This window comes from Dactylosporangium sp. NBC_01737 (genome assembly GCF_035963215.1).
Taxonomy (GTDB): domain Bacteria; phylum Actinomycetota; class Actinomycetes; order Mycobacteriales; family Micromonosporaceae; genus Dactylosporangium.
The window spans coordinates 11039079-11057530 of sequence record NZ_CP109153.1 but is presented as its reverse complement, the minus strand read 5'-3'; the positions used below and the strand labels follow the sequence as shown (position 1 = coordinate 11057530).

At 74.2% G+C, this 18452-nt stretch carries 20 protein-coding genes and 1 pseudogene; 9 read left to right on the top strand and 12 right to left on the bottom strand.

Annotated features, from left to right (window positions below):
- Positions 1–75: 75 nt before the first annotated feature.
- Together OHA72_RS50865 and OHA72_RS50860 are read left to right on the top strand one after the other, a co-directional pair.
- Positions 76–504 carry a MarR family winged helix-turn-helix transcriptional regulator gene (locus OHA72_RS50865; RefSeq protein WP_327003304.1) on the top strand — a complete coding sequence of 143 codons (429 nt, stop codon included), beginning with the start codon at positions 76–78 and terminating at the stop codon, positions 502–504.
- A gap of 10 nt (positions 505–514) precedes the next feature.
- The gene (locus OHA72_RS50860; RefSeq protein WP_327003303.1) at positions 515–640 is read left to right on the top strand and encodes a hypothetical protein; all 126 of its coding nucleotides are present in this window, start codon (positions 515–517) and stop codon (positions 638–640) included.
- Here the strand turns inward: OHA72_RS50860 and OHA72_RS50855 are convergent.
- From OHA72_RS50855 to OHA72_RS50845, 3 genes are all read right to left on the bottom strand, one after another.
- Positions 627–2069 (bottom strand): serine/threonine-protein kinase, encoded by a 1443-nt coding sequence (locus OHA72_RS50855; RefSeq protein ID WP_327003302.1) that lies wholly within the window; start codon positions 2067–2069, stop codon positions 627–629. The two genes, OHA72_RS50860 and OHA72_RS50855, sit on opposite strands and share 14 nt — an antisense overlap.
- 71 nt (positions 2070–2140) lie before the next feature.
- On the bottom strand, positions 2141–2794 hold the full coding sequence (locus OHA72_RS50850) for a response regulator (RefSeq protein ID WP_327003301.1): 654 nt from the start codon (positions 2792–2794) through the stop codon (positions 2141–2143).
- Positions 2791–3894: a sensor histidine kinase gene (locus tag OHA72_RS50845; protein ID WP_327003300.1), complete on the bottom strand. Its 1104-nt coding sequence runs from the start codon at positions 3892–3894 to the stop codon at positions 2791–2793. Before OHA72_RS50845 ends, OHA72_RS50850 begins: the two co-directional genes overlap by 4 nt.
- A 162-nt stretch (positions 3895–4056) precedes the next feature.
- On the opposite strand from OHA72_RS50845, the gene OHA72_RS50840 reads away from it, so the two are divergent.
- A complete protein-coding gene (locus tag OHA72_RS50840) occupies positions 4057–5874 on the top strand; it encodes a serine hydrolase domain-containing protein (protein ID WP_327003299.1) in 1818 nt (605 codons plus the stop codon).
- Here the strand turns inward: OHA72_RS50840 and OHA72_RS50835 are convergent.
- Complete coding sequence (locus tag OHA72_RS50835; protein WP_327003298.1) at positions 5852–6811, bottom strand: AraC family transcriptional regulator; 960 nt, start codon at positions 6809–6811, stop codon at positions 5852–5854. The genes OHA72_RS50840 and OHA72_RS50835 overlap by 23 nt on opposite strands.
- A 91-nt stretch (positions 6812–6902) precedes the next feature.
- Between OHA72_RS50835 and OHA72_RS50830 the strand changes: the two genes are divergently transcribed.
- Together OHA72_RS50830 and OHA72_RS50825 are read left to right on the top strand one after the other, a co-directional pair.
- On the top strand, positions 6903–7703 hold the full coding sequence (locus OHA72_RS50830) for a Rossmann-fold NAD(P)-binding domain-containing protein (RefSeq protein ID WP_327003297.1): 801 nt from the start codon (positions 6903–6905) through the stop codon (positions 7701–7703).
- A complete protein-coding gene (locus tag OHA72_RS50825) occupies positions 7700–8107 on the top strand; it encodes a DUF4345 domain-containing protein (protein WP_327003296.1) in 408 nt (135 codons plus the stop codon). The genes OHA72_RS50830 and OHA72_RS50825 overlap by 4 nt, the downstream gene beginning before the upstream one ends.
- Here the strand turns inward: OHA72_RS50825 and OHA72_RS50820 are convergent.
- Positions 8059–9258, bottom strand: a complete 1200-nt coding sequence (locus OHA72_RS50820; protein ID WP_327003295.1) for a trans-2-enoyl-CoA reductase family protein — start codon at positions 9256–9258, stop codon at positions 8059–8061. The two genes, OHA72_RS50825 and OHA72_RS50820, sit on opposite strands and share 49 nt — an antisense overlap.
- A 112-nt stretch (positions 9259–9370) precedes the next feature.
- Here OHA72_RS50820 and OHA72_RS50815 point away from each other — a divergent pair, with 112 nt between their 5' ends.
- The 4 genes from OHA72_RS50815 to OHA72_RS50800 are packed head-to-tail and all read left to right on the top strand — an operon-like array spanning position 9371 to position 12931.
- The gene (locus OHA72_RS50815) at positions 9371–10015 is read left to right on the top strand and encodes a hypothetical protein (RefSeq protein WP_327003294.1); all 645 of its coding nucleotides are present in this window, start codon (positions 9371–9373) and stop codon (positions 10013–10015) included.
- A gap of 31 nt (positions 10016–10046) precedes the next feature.
- A complete protein-coding gene (locus tag OHA72_RS50810) occupies positions 10047–11531 on the top strand; it encodes a phytoene desaturase family protein (RefSeq protein ID WP_327003293.1) in 1485 nt (494 codons plus the stop codon).
- A complete protein-coding gene (locus OHA72_RS50805; RefSeq protein ID WP_327003292.1) occupies positions 11528–12307 on the top strand; it encodes a fatty acid desaturase in 780 nt (259 codons plus the stop codon). The genes OHA72_RS50810 and OHA72_RS50805 overlap by 4 nt, the downstream gene beginning before the upstream one ends.
- Before the next feature lie 21 nt (positions 12308–12328).
- On the top strand, positions 12329–12931 hold the full coding sequence (locus tag OHA72_RS50800; RefSeq protein ID WP_327003291.1) for a TetR family transcriptional regulator: 603 nt from the start codon (positions 12329–12331) through the stop codon (positions 12929–12931).
- A 280-nt stretch (positions 12932–13211) separates the two neighbouring features.
- On the opposite strand, the gene OHA72_RS50795 is transcribed toward OHA72_RS50800, so the two are convergent.
- The 7 genes and pseudogenes from OHA72_RS50795 to OHA72_RS50770 all read right to left on the bottom strand — a co-directional run bounded on the left by OHA72_RS50795 (position 13212) and on the right by OHA72_RS50770 (position 18443).
- Positions 13212–13412 carry a hypothetical protein gene (locus OHA72_RS50795; protein ID WP_327003290.1) on the bottom strand — a complete coding sequence of 67 codons (201 nt, stop codon included), beginning with the start codon at positions 13410–13412 and terminating at the stop codon, positions 13212–13214.
- Positions 13413–13456: 44 nt separating this feature from the next.
- Positions 13457–13744, bottom strand: a complete 288-nt coding sequence (locus OHA72_RS50790; protein WP_327003289.1) for a hypothetical protein — start codon at positions 13742–13744, stop codon at positions 13457–13459.
- Positions 13745–14389: 645 nt separating this feature from the next.
- Positions 14390–14761 carry a diguanylate cyclase domain-containing protein gene (locus tag OHA72_RS50785; protein WP_327011820.1) on the bottom strand — a complete coding sequence of 124 codons (372 nt, stop codon included), beginning with the start codon at positions 14759–14761 and terminating at the stop codon, positions 14390–14392.
- Positions 14762–15168: 407 nt separating this feature from the next.
- Positions 15169–15945 carry a GGDEF domain-containing protein gene (locus OHA72_RS65280; protein WP_442788781.1) on the bottom strand — a complete coding sequence of 259 codons (777 nt, stop codon included), beginning with the start codon at positions 15943–15945 and terminating at the stop codon, positions 15169–15171.
- Positions 15946–16118: 173 nt separating this feature from the next.
- A pseudogene (locus OHA72_RS65275) lies at positions 16119–16190 on the bottom strand (hypothetical protein); the annotation flags it as partial.
- A 675-nt stretch (positions 16191–16865) separates the two neighbouring features.
- On the bottom strand, positions 16866–17399 hold the full coding sequence (locus OHA72_RS50775; RefSeq protein WP_327003287.1) for a protein-tyrosine phosphatase family protein: 534 nt from the start codon (positions 17397–17399) through the stop codon (positions 16866–16868).
- A gap of 99 nt (positions 17400–17498) precedes the next feature.
- The gene (locus OHA72_RS50770; RefSeq protein WP_327003286.1) at positions 17499–18443 is read right to left on the bottom strand and encodes a DUF1861 family protein; all 945 of its coding nucleotides are present in this window, start codon (positions 18441–18443) and stop codon (positions 17499–17501) included.
- Between the last annotated feature and the right edge of the window lie 9 nt (positions 18444–18452).

Below are 18452 nucleotides of genomic sequence, written 5' to 3'. Positions count from 1 at the left end.
ACGACTCCGCTACTATAGTCAGATTCTCTGACCAATGTAGTCAGAGGCTCTGACTATCGTCAAGGGAGGGTGACCGTGCCGCTCAACCTGGGGCTGCTGCTGTTCATCCCGTACCGGGCGATGGAGGCCCGCGTCTTCGCCGCGCTCGCCGAGGCCGGTTTCGGCGACGTGACCCCGGCGCAGGCACGGGTCTTCCAGCGCATCGCACCGGACGGCAGCAGGCTCACCGACCTGGCCGAGCAGGCGCAGATCACCAAGCAGTCCGCAGGGTTTCTCGTCGACCAGCTGGAGCGCGCGGGCTACGTCGAACGCGTCGCCGACCCGACCGACGCCCGGGCGCGCCTGGTGCGCGTCGCCGCCCGCGGCGCCGAGGTGATCCCGCTCGCCGCCGCCGCGGTCGCCGAGGTCGAGGCCGAGTGGGCCGCCCAGCTCGGCGAGGGACGCATGGCCCAGCTGCGCGCCATCCTCGGCGACCTGCGGGAGGTCACCGACCCGTACCGGTGACGCTCAGTTGGTGGTGATGACAGCCGAGGGCACGCCCCCGGCGCAGGTGATCGTCATCCGCACTATGGTGTCGCCGCTCCTGAAGGCGATCCTCGCCCTGGTGGCGGGTCCCGGCTCGACCTTCAGGATCTCGTAGTTCTCCGCCGGTTCGGACGACAGGATCCGCGCGAGACCGTCGGTGGTGCAGGTCGCGCGGACCCGGCCGCCAGGCGACGACAGCGTCCGTGGCTGCGGCTGGGGCTCGTCGTCCGGCGTGGTCGGCGCGGCGGTCGGCTCCGGCTCGCCTCCCGTCGGATCGGGCCCGGGCTGGGTGCCGCCGCCGGTCGGACCGCCGGCCGCGGGCCCGCCGCCGGCGGCCGTGGTCGTGCCGCCGCCGGCCGGGTTGCCTGCGGCGGTGGCACCGGACAGGGACATGGACGGATCGGCGCTCGCCGCGCCCGTGGCGGTCGGCGACGCGGCGGCCTTCGGCTGGTCGGCGGGTGGCCCGGCGGCGAACGCCGCCGCGACCAGGCCCGCGGTGACCAGGACGGCCGCACCGGCCACCACCAGCCCCCGGGGCGCCGTGGCGTGGCGGTCTCGGCGGCCGGCTCGACGGGGCGCGGCAGCGGCGACGCGGCGCGGATCGCCGCGGGCGGGATGAGCACCGCCGACGGCTCGCCGTCCACGGCCGGGGCGGCCGCCGCGTGTGCCCGCTCGTCCGCGACGACGCGCAGGCCGGCGGCGGCGGCGAGGACCGCCGCGACCTCGGGCGCGCCGGGTCGCAGCGCAGGGTCCTTGCGCAGGCAGCGGTGGCACAGGTCGATGACCTCGTCGGGCACCCCGGGCAGCGACGGCAGGGGCGCCGGCTCCGTGTACACGTGCGCGACGAGCAGCTGCACCGTGTTGTCGACCTGCCACGGCAGCTGCCGGGTGAGCAGCTTGTACAGCAGCATGCCCAGCGCGTACACGTCGGAGGCCGGCTCGACCGCGTCGTCGGTGAGCCGCTCCGGCGCCAGGTAGGACGGTGTGCCCAGGACCTCCTGCGGCAGGTCCCCGTCGCCGCTGGGGGTGACGGACGCGGCGATGCCGAAGTCGACGACCTTGGCGCCCGTCGCGGTGACGATCACGTTGCCGGGTTTGATGTCACGGTGGACGAGCGCGGCGGCGTGCGCCGCGGTCAGGGCGGCGGCGACCTCCGCGCAGATGCGGAACGCGACCCGCGGCTCGACCGGCCCCTCGGCCATGCGCTGCTCGAGATTCTGCCCGCGGACCAGCTCCATGACCACGTACGGGACGGTCTGCCCGTCCTCCTCGGCCTCACCGTAGTCGTAGACCTGGGCAATGTTCGGATGCGAAAGGGTCGCGGCGGTCCTGGCCTCGGCACGGATGCGCCGCAGGGACTCGGGCTTCGCGGCGTGCTGCCCGGCGAGCATCTTGACCGCGACCAGGCGCCCCAGCACCTCGTCCGTCGCCGACCACACCACCGCCATCCCACCGCTGCCGAGCTGATCCTCCAGCCGGTAACGGCCACCCAGCACCCGTCCCTGCACGTCCGGCTGCCTCCAAGCATCGACGTCGTCCTGCACGCCGTATCCTGCGTGAGAATCGATCGCGGCGCCAGTCCGCACGGTCGTCGACGTCAGGTGTGCCGTCCGGTTCAGTCGACCAGGCCGGCGCGGAACGCGGCGATGGCGAGCTGGACCCGGTTGGTGGTGCCGAGCTTCTCGAACAGGTGCGTGACGTGGCTCTTCACCGTCGCCTCGCTCATGTACAGGTGGGCGGCGATGTCGGCGTTGGGGTGGCCGTGGCCGATCTCGACGAGGACCTGCCGCTCGCGTTCGGTGAGCGGGTCGAGCCGGGCGAGCGCGTCGCGGCGGCGCCGGCCGAGGTCCTCGGCGGTGAGGCGGGTGATGACCTGCCGGGTGACGGCAGGGGACAGCATCGAGTCGCCGGCCGCCGCCATCCGCACCGCGTGCAGCAGCTCGGCCGGTGGGGTGTCCTTGAGCAGGAACCCGGTGGCGCCGGCCGCCAGGGCCTGGAACACGTCGTCGTCGGTGTTGAACGTGGTCAGCACGACGACCGCCGGCGCGTCGGTGCGGGCCCGGATCGCCGCGGTGGCCGCGATCCCGCCGAGGTGCGGCATCCGCAGGTCCATGAGCACCACGTCGGGCCGCAGCCGGGTCACCGCTTCGAGGGCGGCGTGGCCGTCGCCGGCGTCACCGACGACGGTGAGGTCGGCGGCGGTCTCCAGGATCATCCGCAGGCCGGCGCGGACCAGGGCCTCGTCGTCGACGAGCAGCACCGAGATCATCGCTGGGTCGCCTCCGTCCACGGTACTACCGCCGCCAGCCGCCAGCCGCCGTCGACGGGTCCGCTGTGCAGCGTGCCACCGGCGAGCCGGACCCGTTCGGCGAGGCCCACCAGCCCGGCGCCCGAGCCGGGCAGGTCCAGGGCGGCGCCGGCGCCCGCGGGGTTGCCGACGGTGACGCAGACGGCACCGTCGCCGCGGCGCTCGACGGTCACGGTGACCGGCGTGCCCGGCGCGTGCTTGCGGGCGTTGGTGAGGCCCTCCTGCGCCACCCGGTACACGACCCGGGCGGTCCCCGGCGGCAGCGTCCCGGCCAGCTCCCGCAGCTCGATGCGCTGCCCGGCCCGCGTCGCGGCGAGCACCAGCGCCGGCAGGTCGGCGAACCCGTCGTCGTCGGTGGCGGCGGCGGGCGAGGTCTCCAGGATGCCGAGGACCGTCCGCAGCTCCTGCAGCGCCTCCCGGGCGGTGACGCGGATCAGCCCGGCGCCCTGCTGGAAGCGGGCCGTGTCGGTGGTGACCTCCAGCGCGCCCGCGTGCAGCGCGATCAGCGACACCTTGTGCGCCAGGACGTCGTGCATCTCCCGGGCGATGCGGGTGCGTTCGGCGGCGCGGGCCTGCTCGTCGCGCAGGACCCGTTCGGTGTCGGCGCGTTCGGCCCGCTCCTGCCACGACGCCCGCAGCTCCCGCAACGCCGCCACGTACAGGCCGAGCCCGGTGAGCAGGACCGCGCCGACGGCGGAGAAGGCCAGGTCGTCCGCCTGCAGACGGCCCTCGTCGATCCACGACCAGCCGGCGATCCCGGCCCAGCCCGCGACCCCGGCGACGGCCGCGCCGCGGCGGGAGCCGTGCACCGCGCCGGAGTAGACGCCGACGAGCAGCGGCGCCGGGTTGCCCGACAGCGCGTATGCCGCCGCGCCGGTGACCGCGGCCAGCCACGGCAGCGTGCGCCGCCACCACTGCGCCGCGCTGCCGGCGACCCCGGCGAGCGCGACGACCGGCGCCGGCAGCGCCGACCACGACGCCTTCACCGCCAGGGCCGTCAGCGCCAGGCAGGCCAGCACCAGGGCGCCGTCGGCCACGCCACGCCGCTGCAGGAGGTTCATATCCACGCAGCGTAGACAGCCCGCGGCCGGCCGCCCATGCGTCGAGAGTCGACGGCGGCACCGACGTAAGTCGGAGCCGGGCACCGACCCGGCGGCGATGTGCCGGGGCGGGTCGCGGCGGCAGGCTCGGCAGCGTCCGTCCCGTCCACTTCGGAGGTTCCGATGCGCCGTGCACTGCTGGCGATCTGTGTCGCCGTACCGTTGCTGCAGGTGTCGCCCACGGCCGCCCGGGCGGCGCCGCCGCCGGGCTGCACCGATCCGGCGCAGGCCGCCGCATTCTTCGACGAGATGCTGCCGCCGCGCCTGGACCGGTTCCACGTCCCCGGTGCCGTCGTCGCCGTGACCGGCCGTGACGCGACGGTCTTCGCGAAGGGGTACGGCGCCGCCGACGTCGCCGGTGCCGTGCCGTTCGACCCCGAACGGTCGCTGGTGCGGATCGCGTCGATCACGAAGCTGTTCACGTGGGAGGCGGTGCGGCGCGAGGCCGCCGCCGGGCGGCTCGACCTGGACGCCGACGTCAACACGTACCTGCGCGGCTTCAGCGTCCCGGCCACCTACCCGCAGCCGGTGACGCTGCGGGCGCTGATGAACCACACCGCCGGGTTCGAGGACCGTTTCGTCGGTGTCGGTGCCCGTACCGCCGGCGACGTCGAACCTCTGCAGACCTACCTCGCCGAGCACATGCCGGCACGGATCCGGCCGCCGGGCGAGATCTCCGCGTACTCCAACTACGGCGCCGCCCTCGCCGGGCACGTCGTCGCCCGGGTCAGCGGCGAGCCGTACGACCGGTACGTGCAGACCCACATCCTCGACCCGCTGCACATGACGCACACGACGGCCGCCGAGCCGGTGCCGGCGGCGCTGGCCGGGGACCTGGCCCGCAGCTACGACTCCGACGTGGTGCCTCCGGCGGCGATCCCGTTCACGTTCGACCGGATGCCGCCGGACGGCTCGATCAGCGCCACCGCCGCCGACATGGCCGTGTACGCCCGGTCGCAACTCGCCGCGCCACCGGCCCGCTCGTTCGCCGCGGACACCGTGCTCGGCGGGTACGCGGGCGGGTTCATGGAACGCTTCCGCAACGGCCACCGCGTCCTCATGCACGACGGCAGCTGGGAAGGCTTCCAGAGCGTGCTGATCCTGGTGCCCGGCTGCGACCTCGGCCTGTTCCTGTCCACCAACGGCACCGGCGGCATCGAGGCCGTCGGGGAGGTCATCGACGCGTTCTTCGACCGCTTCACCCCGGCCGCACCGGTGCGGGAGCCGGCGGGCGCCGCGACGTGGCCGGTGCAGCTGACCCGGTCCGCGCCGGCGGCGGGGTTCTACCAGCCGGCCCGGCACGCCGAGTCCACAGTGGAGAAACTGACGACGCTGCTCGGCTCGCTGCGCCTGCGCGTCGACGCCGGTGGTGCCGTGCATTTCAAGGGCAGGACGTGGCTGCGGCAGCCGGACGGCACGTTCACCGCCGAGGACGGCCGGGACCACCTGGTGTTCCTGACCGGCAGCGGCGGCCGGCGGTACGCGGCCACCGACGGTCCCGCCTACGAGCTGCTCGACCGCGCCGAGACGCTGCCGTTCAACCTGCTGGTGCTGCTGGCCTTCACCGTCGTCGCGCTCACCGCACTGGCGAACCTGTGGCGCCGCAGGACCGGGACCAGCGCCCGGTGGCGGTGGTCGCGCGCCCTGGCCGCCGGGGCCTGCCTCACCGGGCTGGTGTTCCTGGTCGGGCTCGCCGCCGAGGTGCTGTTCAACCCGGGCGCGTTCCTCCACGGCGTGCCGGCGGGATTCACGCTGCTGCTCGCGCTGCCGCTGCTGGTCCTCGCCGCGTGGGCCTTCGCCGTGGCCGGCACCGTGACGGCGTGGCGCGCGTCGGGTGCCCGGGCCGTGGCGAAGGTCCACCAGGTCGCGCTGCTGGCGGGGATGCTGCCCCTCGTCTGGTTCGTGTGGCAGTGGAACCTCATCGGCTGGCGGTATCCGTGACGGTGCGCACGGCGCCCGGAGGCACGCCGAACGTGCGGCTGAACGCGCGGGAGAACGCGGCCTCCGAGGCGTAGCCGAAGCGGTGCGCCACCTGCGACAGCGGCTCCGGCGACTGCTGCAGGTGGGTGTGCGCCAGCTGCATCCGCCACTGGGTCACGTACTGCATCACCGGCTCGCCGAGCAGGGCGGTGAACCGGGCCGAGAACGCCGAACGCGACATCGCCGCCTCCCGGGCCAGCGACTCCACGCTCCACGGCGCCTCCGGCGCGCGGTGCATCGCGGTGAGCGCGCGGCCGACGTGCTCGTCGCGCAGCGCCGCGAGCCAGCCCTGGTGCGCCTCGGGCGCGGTGTCCAGCCAGCCGCGGATCGCCTGCACCACCAGGACGTCGGCGAGGCGGGTCAGCACCGTCTCGCCGCCGGGCCGCAACGCGGTCGCCTCGGCGGCGATGAGCTGCAGGGTGCTGTGCAGCCAGCCGCCGTCGTCGTCCCACCCGTCGACCTGCAGGACCGGCGGCAGCTGCGTGACGAGCCGCCGGGCCGGGACGTGGTCGCAGCGCAGCACGCAGTAGGTGACCCGGGTCAGCGCGCCGCCGCCGCCGTGGCGCAGCAGCTCGTAGCGGTCGCTGACCCGCTCGACCGGGATGTCGAACAGCGGCGTGGCCCTCGGGTGGCCGGGTCCACTGTGGACGCGGTGCGGGGTGCCGTGCGGGATCAGCGTCAGCCCGCGCGGGCGCAGCGTCCGCGGCGGCTCGCCGTCGACCTCCAGGACGGCCTCGCCGGCGGTCACGACGAGCAGCGCCATCAGCCCGTCCAGTGCCGGCACGTCGATGGCCCACGGCGCGGTCAGCTCCGAGCGGCAGTACAGCGTGCCGGTGAGGCGCAGCAGGTGCAGTGCCTCGCCCAGCGGGTCCGCGGCCGGCGGCAGGATCGTCGTCACCGCCCCATCGTCCTGCACATTGGACGATCTGCAAAGACTTCAGGTGCTTTGATGATTCAACATCTCGCTGGTACCGGCGAGGCTGGACCGCATGAGAACACTCGTCATCGGCTCGACCGGCAAGACCGGACGGCGGATCGTGCGCCGCCTCACCGACCTCGGCCACCCCGTCCGCGGCGCCTCCCGGCGCACCGACCCGCCGTTCGACTGGGAGCGGCCCGAGACGTGGCCGGCCGCCCTGGACGGCGTCGAGGCCGCCTACGTCTCGTACTACTCCGACCTCGCCGCACCCGGGGCGCCCGCCGCGATCGAGGCGTTCACTAAGGCGGCCTCCGCGGCCGGCCTCCGGCGGCTCGTGCTGCTGTCCGGCCGGGGCGAGCACCACGCCGAGAGCTGCGAGGACATCGTGCGGGAGTCCGGGCTCGGGTACACCCTGGTCCGCTCGGCCTGGTTCGCGCAGAACTTCGACGAGGGCGAGCTGCGCCAGGGCGTCCTGGACGGCGCGGTCGTCCTGGCCGCCGGGTCCGTCGCCGAGCCGTTCGTCGACGTCGAGGACATCGCCGACATCGCGGTCGCGGCGCTGCTGGACGAGCGGCACGCCGGCCGCCTGTACGACGTCACCGGCCCGCGGCTGCTCACCTTCGCCGAGGCGGCAGCGGAGCTCGCGGCCGCGTCCGGCCGGCCGGTGACCTACGTGCCGGTCACCGTCGAGGAGTTCCGCGCCGCGCTCGCCGGGCACCCGCAGGCGGACCTGTTCGCGGACCTGTGCGGTGAGGTGTTCGACGGCCGCAACGCCACGCTGGGCACCGGTGTCCGCGACGCGCTCGGCCGGGAGCCGCGCGACTTCGCCGACTACTGCCGGGCCGCGGCGGCCGCGGGAGCCTGGCGGTGATCCGGCGGATCCTGCTGACGGTGGCGGGACTCGTCGCGGTCACGGTCGGCGCGGCGAGCCTGTTCGCGCCGGTGGCGTTCCGTGACCAGTACGGCATCAGCATCGGCGACGACCCGAACCTGCTCAGCGAGACCAGGTCGGCCGGCGGTGCGGTCCTCGCGGTCGGCGTGCTGCTGATCGCGGGGGCGTTCGTCGCCCGGCTGGCGTTCGCGGCGGCGGTGTCCGGCGCCGTGTTCTATCTGGCGTACGCGCTGTCCCGGGGGCTGTCCGCCGCGCTGGACGGCGCCCCCGCCGGCGGCCTGGTGCTCGGCGGGGTGGTCGAGCTGGTCCTCGGGCTGGCCTGCTGTGCCGTGCTCTACCGCGGCGCGGGCCACTCCAGGTCCGGGTCGACCGGCGCCGCGTAGTCGACGCCGGGGACGTCGAAGCCGTACAGGCCGCGGAACTGCGCGCGGAACCAGTCGACGTCGGCGACCTCGGCGATCGTCTCCGGGGTGATCGCCCGCCAGCGCTCCGCGACGGCGGCCTGCACATCCGGGTCCAGCTCCCACCGGTCCAGCCGCAGCCGGCCCTGCTCGTCGAGATCGAGCGGGGCGGCGCCGGTGAGCTGGTCCCACAGCCGCACCGACTGCTCGACCGGCGACTGCAGCGCGTCGCCGAGCACGGCGTGCAGCAGGCTCACGTACAGGGCGATGCCGGGGATCGCGGTCGACGCCTGCGTCACGGCGGCACCGTTGACCGACGTCAGCGCCCGGCCACCGATCGCGGCGAGCCGCTCGTCGAGCTCCCGGGCGGTCTGCTCCAGGTGCACCTTCGCGGCGCCGATCGTGCCGTCGCGGTAGATCGCCGCCGTCAGGCTCGAGCCGATGTAGGACAGTGCGACGGTGCGGAACCCGCTGCGCAGCAGCTTGCGGTCCTCCAGGGCGGTGATCCAGCGGGACCAGTCCTCGCCGCCCATCACCTGCACCGTGTCGGCGGCCTCGGCCTCGCCGGCCGGCTGGGCGGTCACCTCCCGCAGCAGCGGGGTGCCGTCGCTGTCGAACTCGAGGGTCCTCGTCGTGTGCGCCGACCCGAGCGGCTTGATGACCGACGCGTACGTGGTGCCCGTCCGCGGGTCGGTCCGGCGGGGCGCGGCGACGCTGTACACCAGGAAATCGAGCTGACCGAAGCGCTTCGCGATCAGGTCCAGCACCTCGTCCTTGGTGGTGTCGGCGAAGGCGTCGGCGTTGACGAACGTGAAGTCGCTGCCCGCCTCGGCGGCGACCGCGTCGGTGGCGATCGTGCGATACCAGCCGGCGGTGCCGGTGCGCCGCCCGGGCGGCCGCTCGAACGCGACGCCGACGCCGTGGATGCCGTGCCGTCGCAGACCCGCGAGGGTGGCGGCCAGGCCGTAGCCGGCGCTGGAGCCGATGACGAGCGCGACCTTCGGGTCGGCCTCCGTCCCGGTCGGCGCGGGGATCTGCGCGACCATGTCGGCGACGCTGCGGAAACAACCGGTCGGGTGCGCGTCGAGCAGCAGGAACCCTCGCCCGGTGGGACTGACGACACGTGCGGCCACGATGCTCCCTCGAAGATCGGATGGTGCCGTCCCATCCTGTCATGGCGCCTGCGGTGTCCGGTTTCCGGCAGCGTCCATGTGATCGGCGTCCGTCACTGCCTAGGTTTGCGGCGTGGATCTCATCGCCAGCGCCGACGCCAGTGCGGACAACATCCTCGACTATTCCGTCACCCCGGCCTGCCAGTCGTACGTGATCGGCGAGCACGTCGTGCGGATCCCGCGCTGCCAGGTCCTCGCGGTGGCGAACCTGTCCAACCACCAGCCGCCGTCGTTCCCCTTCCCGCGGGTGCCGTCGGCGCCGTCGGACCTGCGGGGCGGCGCGCACGCCTTCGTCGGGTTCCGCGACGGCGCGACCGGCAGCTGGGACTACACGGTCTCGGCCCGCGCCGAATCCGACGACTGCCGTGCCGTCAGTTTCCGCGTGTACGTGGAGCAGGGCTGGGCCGGCATCACCGGGCTGGTCTTCCGTACCGGCGCGGTCTTTCCCGGCTACGGGAAGCTCGAACTGGAGTCCTACCGGATCGTCTTCGACGCGATCACCGGGTTCATCTTCTCCACGGTCACGACGTCCCGGGCCGGCAAGGACGCTGACTCGCCGGACGTCGACCCGGACGAGTACGCGCTGTCCGCCGCCCGCTCGCTCGCCCCCGAAGGCATGCACCTGCGGGTGCGCGCCCTGGACCGGCCGCTGCCGCCCGGGCGCAGCTTCCGCGTCGACCTGGACACCGGCGCCGTCATCGAGGTGCGCAACCGTTGACACCGCATTGACGCGATTCTACGTTGAACATATGTTCAGAACTTCTGTTCAGAACGATCGGTTCGACGTCGCGGTGATCGGTGGCGGGCTCGCCGGCCTGGCCACCGCGCTGCGACTGCAGGCGGCGGGCTGCGCCACGGTGGTCCTGGAGGCACACGGGCACGCCGGCGGCTGCGCGGGCTACTACCGGCGCCGCGGCTTCTCCTTCGACGTCGGCGCCACCACCCTCGTCGACTTCGAGCCGGGCGGCGTCGGCGCCGAGCTCTTCGACGCGGTCGGCATGCCACCGCTCGCCGGCGAGGCACTGCCCGGGTATGTGGCATGGCTGCCCGACCGGACCGTCGTGCTGCACCGCGACCCCGCGGCGTGGCACGACGAGCGGCTGCGGATGCTCGGCGACACGCAGCGGCACCGGCGGTTCTGGGCGCTGCTCGACCGGCTCGCCGACGCGTTCTGGCGGGCCAGCCGGGCCGGCGCGCGGATGCCGGTGCGGCGCCCCGCCGACGTGGTCCACAACGTCCGCGCGATGCGCGTCAGCGACCTGCACCTGGCCAGGCACGTCACCGGTACCCTCGGCGGGGCGCTGCGACGGCACGGCCTGCGCGACGACGCCGCCCTCGTCGGGCTGCTGTCGATGCTCGTCGAGGACACGGTCCACAGCACCGTCGACGACGCGCCGCTGGTCAACGCGGCCCTCGGCATCACCATCCGCGGTGCCGGGCTCACCCGCGCGACCGGCGGCATGCGCGGGTTCTGGCGGGCGCTCGTGGCGCACTACCGGTCGCTGGGCGGCGACCTGCGCTGCGGCTGGCGCGTCACCGCTGTCTCCGGACGGTTCGTTGTGGACGGGCCGCGGGGCGCCGTGCATGCTTCCCAGGTCGTCAGCGCGGTGCCCGCCGCCACGACTGCTGCGCTGTGCCCGGATGCCCGGCCCGCGCTCTCCGGCTTCCTGCGCCGTGACACCCCGGACCTCGGCGGCGCGGCGATGGTCTGCCTCGGCGTGCCCTTGGATGAGGTCGAGGGGCAGCGCTTTACCCATCATCAGTTGCTGCGCTCCTATGCCGAGCGGCTCGGCGACGGCAACAACATGTTCATGTCCGTGTCGGCGCCGGACGACCTCGACAGCGCACCACCGGGCCACCGCGCCGTGATGCTGTCCACCCACACGGACCTCGACGGCTGGTCGGACCTCGACGACCGGGAATACCCGCGGCGCCGCGACGCGCTCGGCGACCGGCTCCTCGCCGAAGCCCGCCGGGTCTACCCGCGCCTCGGTTCACGGGCGGTGGTCCGGGAGATCGGCACCCCGCGGACCTACGCGCGGTACACCTCCCGCCCCCGGGGTGCCGTCGGCGGCGTGCGGCAGCGGCCGTCCAACGCCAACCAGCACGCCGTACCCCACCGCCTCGCCGTGCCAGGTCTGTGGCTGGTCGGCGACTCCACCTGGCCCGGCCTCGGCACCGTCGCGTGCGTGCTCGGCAGCCGCATCGTCGCCGAAGGGGTGCTGCGGTCGTGAAGCCGGCGCTGGACGACCTCGGCACGGACCTCCTGACCACCCGCCGGTGGCAGCGGCGGCTCGCCCTGGCCCGGCCGCTGCTCGGCGTCGCCGCCTACGTGCTCGCCGCCGCGCTCGGGCTGTGGTGGCTCACGCCGCTCATCATGTTCGGGATCTTCGTCGCGGTCGTCACCGTCACCCACGACGTCGTGCACCGCTCGATCGGCCTCGGGCCACGCGCCACCGAGTGGGCGCTGTTCCTGTGCGGCCTCGTCCTGCTGGAGAGCGGCCACGCCTACCGGGCCACCCATCTGCAGCACCACCGCGCGTTCCCGTCCGCCCCGTCCGACGACCCGGAGGGCTACCCCGCGCACCTGGGACCTTTTGGCGCCGTGTGCTACGGCCCGGTGTTTCTCGTGCGGCTGTGGTGGTGGGCGTACCGCCGCCCCCTTGCTCAACGCCGCTGGCTGCTTGCCGAGGCCGCCTTGCCGGTGCTCGTCATCGCCGCCGGGACCTTCATCCCTGCCCTGCTGTGGTACGCCGCGGTGGCCGTGGTGGGCAGCTGGGTCTATCCGCTGCTGACCGTCTACCTGCCGCACCACGACTTCGGCGACACCCCGCTCACCCAGACCCGGACGCTGCGCGGACGGGTGATCCCCGCGATGTTCCTGGAGCTGACCTACCACCTGGAGCACCACCTGTACCCCCAGGTGCCCAGCCACCAGCTCGCCGAGCTGGGCCGCCGCCTCGACCCGTTCCTCGCCGCCTCCGGAGTCCGCCCGCACCGGGTGATCTGACATCGCCTACGGTTGCCGGTGATGTCGCGCCGAACAGAGACCCGCGAGCGCATCCTGCGCGCCGCCGTCGACACCCTGGCCACGCAGGGCTTCTCGACCACCACCGCCAGGGCCATCGCGGCCACAGGCGGCTTCGCCCCGGGCGTCATCTACTACCATTTCGAGGACCTCGAGGACCTGCTGCTGGCGGCGATGCGGTACACCAGCGACAGCAGGATGGACCGCTACACCACCCGCACCCTCGACGTGCGCGGCGCGGCTGCGCTCCTGCCCGTGCTGCGCGAGCTGTACGACGAGGACGTCGCCACCGGCCACATCGCCGCCGTGCAGGAGCTCGTGGCCGGCGCGGTCGGCTCCACCCGCCTCGCCGACGGCGTGCGCGCCGAGGTCCGCCGCTGGGAGGACTTCACCGAGGCCCTGATCGCCCGCCTCCTCGGCGACACCCCCTTCGCCGCCCTCATCCCGGGCCGCGAGGCGGCGATGGCCGCAATGGCGTTCTACCTGGGCCTCGAGATGCTGACCCACCTCGACGGCGACCGCACCCGCAGCGACACCCTCTTCGCCGCCGCCACCCGCTTCGCCGCTCTCCTGGACGCCTTCTCCCTGCCCGCTGACGGCGAGTAGTTGCCTGGCTTTGTTCCGTTGACTCGGGGGCGCGCTGCTGGACTCGGGGGTGTGCGGGTTCGAGAATGGACGGGTAGCGCCTACCCGGGGGGAGGCGGCACGTGCCACGACCGTATTTCTCTTTGGACGCACCGTCTTCCGGGTCTTCTGCGGCTCCTGGGCCGATCGACTGGGATGCCCGGCTCGCGGCGGCGCAGGCTTCGTGGTCGCGGCGCCGGTTGGAGCGGCTGCGGGTCAGGGCGGAGTTCGCGGAGGCGCGGTCGCACGGGTTGGCGGCCCGTCATGCGACGAAGCTGGCTCGGTTGAGGAACGCCCGGTTGCTGGAGGAACTGTCCTCCGAGCCGGGGGCGGTGGTCGCACGACCTTCCACGCCGGGGCCGGTGGCGGCGCTGCCTTCCGCATCCCCGCCGAGGCGCGCGGCATGCGCTGCCCCGAGCAGCCCAGCACCCGACGACTCACTGGTCATCACCTCGACGCCCACGCCCGCCCGGCCAACTCCCGTGCCTGCTCAGCCAGCGCCTCTTCCTACCCACCCGCCTGCTGCGTCTGCCCGGTCTCCGGTCGCCTGCCCGACGCCGGCTGCTGCGTCTGCCCGGCCTCCGGTCGCCTGCCCGACGCCGGCTGCTGCGTCTGCCCGGCCTCCAGTCGCCTGCCCGACGCCGGCTGCTGCGTCTGCCCGGCCTCCAGTCGCCCGCCCGACGCCGGCTGCTGCGCCTGCCCGGCCTCCACGCGCCCGCCCAGCACCAGCACCAGCACCAGCACATGAGCCTGTCCGACCCGCTCCTGCCAGATCCGTTCCGATCCGCTCCGCACCTGCACGCTCAGGGCCAGCAATTACGCCTGCCCGGCACGCTCCTGCCGGGCCTGCTCCTGTCCGCCCCGCACCAGCACGCCCAGCGCAAGCGGTCGGGCCTGTCCGGCCTGCGTCTGACTGCCCAGCGCCAGCAGCTGCGCCTACCCTGTCCGCTTCTGCCAGGTCCGCTTCCACGCGCCCCGCATCCATGCGCCAAGCACCTGCGACTGCTCGGTCCGCTGCGCCCGCATCCGTGCTTGCGGAGCCGGTAGGCACGTCTGCTCAACCGGATCCTGCGCCAGATCGGCCAACGTCCGCGTGTGCTCGGCCGGCGCTCGCGGCCGGCCGGTCGGCATCTGCTCCTGTTCCAGCTCGACCGTCCTTGCGCCTGCTCGGCCAGTGCCCGCGTCGCCGGGCCGGCATTTGCGACAGCCGACCAGCGGCCGGTGTGCTCCCCAATCGGCATCCGCGCCCCCATCCGCGCGATCGCGATCCCTGCCTGCTTGCCCCGGCCCGGGTCATCGCTTCTGCCCTCGCGGCCTCCCGCCGCAACTCGGAACGTCCGTCGCCGTATCACCACGGCTCCGCCCGCGGTGGTCGGAAGCCGCGGCCCGATCACTGCGTAATGCAGCAGCGGGCGGTGGTGTGTTCAGGCGCCGGGGCGTTCAGCGTTCGCGGTGGGCGCCGGTGGGTGGGTGGAGGCGGTCGGCCAGGTCGAGGACGTCGCGCGCCGCCGTTGTCGTGCGGGTCTGGTGCTCTGCGTCGTCGGCGTCGAAGGTGCGGCGGCGGGCGGGGGTGACCGCGCGGGGTGTGGCACCGGCGAGGACGATGCAGTTGCGGCCGTCGGCTTTTGCCTGGTAGAGGGCGTGGTCGGCGTCGCGGAGCAGGTCGCTCAGGGTGCCGCCGCCGGGGGTGAAGCGGACGCCGAAGCTTGCCGTGAACGCGGGTGTGCCGCCCACGGCCAGCTGGGGCACAGCGGCGCGCAGCGCCTCGAGGCGGGCCATGGCGGACTGGACGTCTGGGGCCCTCAGGATCAGGGCGAACTCCTCGCCGCCGATGCGGCCGGACAGGTCGCCACGGGCCAGACCGCGGGAGACAGTCCTCCGGGAGACGGGCCGTCACGGGACCGACCGTCGGTGGTCCGGTCGTCGGCGATCCGGTCGTCGGGGGACGAGCCGTGGGGGGACGAGCCGTGGGGGACGAGCGGTGGGGACGAGCGGTGGGGGACGAGCCGTGGGGGGACGAGCCGTGGGGGGACGAGCCGTGGGAAGAGGAACTGTCAGGGGACGGGTCGTCACGGGAGGAGTCGTCAGGGGACGAACCGCCACGGGAGGAACTGCCAGGAGGTGAGCCGCCGCGGTAAGAGCCGTCAGGGGACGAGCTGTCACGGGCAGAGCTGTCGTGAGAGGAGCTCCCAGGAGACGAGCCGTCACAGGATGAGTCGTCAGGGGACGAGGCCGTCACGGGATGAGTCGTCAGGGGACGAGGCCGTCACAGGACGAGCCGTCAGGGGAGGAGGTGTCAGGGGACGAGTCGTCAGGGAGGAGGTGTCGGGGGAGGAAGTGCCAGTGGGTAGGGGCAGGCCGGTTTGCAGGAGTTGGCCGAAGGCGCGTAGGGCGCGGTCGCCGGCTTCGTGGCCGTGGGTGTCGTTGAGGAGCTTGAAGTGGTCCAGGTCGGCCATGACGACGGAGAGGGGTTCTCCGGTGTCGAGCAGGTTGCGGGCGCGGGTTTCGAACGCGCGGCGGTTCAGCAGGCCGGTGAGGGCGTCGGTGGTTGCCTGCAGCTGGGCCTGTTCGAACGAGCGGAGGTTGCCGATCCTCGACCCGACCTGGCCGGCGAGCAGCCTGAGGCCGGCGAGGCGTGCGTCGTCCGGGGGTGCGCCGGGTGAGGAGGTGGCGTGCAGGACGCCGAGGGGGCGGCCCATGAACGTGACCGGCACGCATGCCGCGGACAGCGGGCCCTGTGGGCGGCCTTGCAGCTTCGGGCAGGCGTGCAGGGCGGTGCTGTCGTCGAAGACCATCGGGTGGCCGCGGCGGATCGCGACGCAGCCGAAGGGGGATGTGACGGGGCAGCGCTGCGGGGCGTCCAGGGCGTTGCCGGAGCGGCGGTCCAGGCGGGCGTTGGAGGAGTCGGCGAGCAGCAGTTCGGCCGGGTGCCGCGGCACGAGGGTGTGCAGGGCGCGGGCGGCGACGGCGTGTGCGTCGGGTTCGGTGTCGGCCATCTCGAACGCCTCGGCGAGCTGGCTGCCGAGGCTCTCGCGCTGGGCCTCGGCGGTGCGCTGGTGCAGGGTGGCGCGCAGGGTGTCGGCGGTGTCGTTGAAGGCGGCGGCGAGGGCGTTGATTTCGGGGCGCCGCCGGCCGGGATGCGGGCGTCCAGGTCCCCGGCGCTGATCCGCCGGGCGACCGCGGCGAGGGCGTGCAGGCCGCGCAGGATGGACCGGGCGAGCAGCGCCGTGAGCGCGACCATCGCCGCGGCGGCGGCCAGGGCCGCCGCCAGCAGGGCCAGGCTCCAGGTCCGCTCGGTGGCGCGGGCGGCGGCGAACCGGGCGGCGCGGTCCGTGGTGAGCTGGGCCGACAGCTGCGACAGCTGCGCGTCGAGGGCGTCGGCGCGCTCCTCGAACGCCGCCGCGTCCACCAGGGCCGCCGGCCGGTCGGTGAACGCCTTGTCGATGATCCCGCCCGCGTCGCCGAGCAGCGCCAGCTCCGCCGAGCAGCGCCAGCTCCGCCGCCCGCAGGGCCGCGAAGGGCGAGCCGTCGGGCAGCAGTGCCGAGAGCCGCACGACCTCGTCGCGGACGCGCGAGGCGGCGGCGTCGAACTCGGCGCGGACCTCGGTCGCGGGCCGGTCGACCGCGCCGGCGCTGACGGTGCGGGCGAACCAGACCTGCGCCCGCACCTTGTGCTGCAGCGCCAGGACCTCCAGGGTCACGGTCTGGACGGTGCCCATGCGCACCTCGGCCTCGTTCGCCGCGCGTACCCGGTGAGCCCGACCACGCCCAGCACGACAGCGAGCAGGACGCCTACGACGGCGATACCGTACAGCCGGCACCGCACGCTCAGTCGCCGGCCGGCACCGCCCAACAACGCGCCCGCTCGACCTGCCGAACCCTGCCGGCCGGGCCGGGAACGGGGCGCGTTGAGGATTCAGCCGGTGCGCAGCGGGCCGCGCGGGCGGGCGCCGGCGGCGAGCCAGGCCTCGATGCTGCGGGTGTACCGGGGCAGCGGCTGGGCCTCCGGGTGATACTCGCGGATGAGTGCCGCGGCGTCCGCTGGTGCGTGCCCCAGCAGCCGCAGGATGGCGTAGGCGACCATGGCGGAGCGGTGCCGGCCGTGCTGGCAGTGTACGAGGACGCGGGCGTCCGGGTCGCGGGTGAGGACGTCGGCGGCGAACAGGGCCGCGCGGGACCAGCGCCTCGGCGGCTGCGGCAGGTGTACGTCCCACATCGGGGCGTGCACGACGTTCGCGGGGCCGAGCAGCGCCCGTTCGACCGCCAGGTCCTGTGACAGCCACGTCTGGTGGGTGGCCCGGCAGTTGACGATGTGCGTGACGCCGCAGCCGGGCAGCGCGGCGAGGGTCGCCGGGGTCGGCAGCGCGCCGATCGCGACCCGGGTGCCGGCGATCCACTGCGGCTCGTAGCGCCGGGCCGGGGCGTAGAAGCGGGTGCTCAGCGCGTGCACACGGTGCCGCCACCCCATCCGCCCAGCCCTCCCCGCGTCAGCCCGGTCCGAGAACGCCGGCGCCGACTGTACCGACGCCGCGGGGAAACGGCAGCGCGCTCAGAACGGCGACGGCAGGACGATCGAGCCGACCGTGGCGTCGCTCAGGCCGCAGTGGACGCGGACCCGGCCGTCGTCGAGGACCTCCATCGAACCGGGGAAGACCACGTCGGTGAGGTCCGGGCGCTTCGGCGTGGCCGGCGGGAAGTCCGAGCGCATCGCGATGATCCGTGGCGTGGTGGCGGTGCAGGCGGCCGGGTCGATGGTCCACCAGGCCCCGGCGTACTCCTGCGGGCCGCCCTCCTCGCCGACGGCGACGTGGCCGAGGACGCCGATGCGGTCGCCGAGGTCGTACAGCTCGTTGACGCCGAGTTTGGTGTCCTCGGCGATCTGGTCGTGGAAGACGTGGGCCTTGCCGATCAGCTCCGCGGACAGCTCGGTGTAGTCCTCCGCCATGATCAGGCTCACCCGGCCGCGGCCGGCGGTGCCACCCTGCGGGCGGCCGCACACCGCGAGGCCGTCGGCGCGTTGCAGCAGCCGGATGTCCTTCATGTGCGGCACCTCGAGGAACGGCGTGGCCGGGTCGAGCCGCTGCACGTCCGGCGCGGCGTGGAAGCGGGTGACGACCATCGGCGGGTCGTGCCGGAAGTCCAGCGAGACCACCCCGAACACCAGCACCGGCGTGCCGTCGGGGGCCAGCACCCACGCGGCGAACGGATCCTCCGCCGCGGTGAAGACCGGGGTGTCCGGCGCGGGCCGCCAGCCGTCGCCGTCGCGCTCGTAGAAGCAGATCTCCGGGTCCCACGAGGACGCGTCGCGCCAGTAGCTGTCCGGCGACTCGATCCGCACCGCGAGCAGGGTGCGGGTGCCCTGCCGCACGACGCACGGGTTGTAGGCGAGCCGGTCACCGACGCCGGGGATGACCTCGGCCACGCCGGATGGGCGGTCGGAGCGGCGCAGGTGGTCGGCGACGAGGTTGCGGTACCCGACGGCGGGCAGCGTCATGGGGGATTC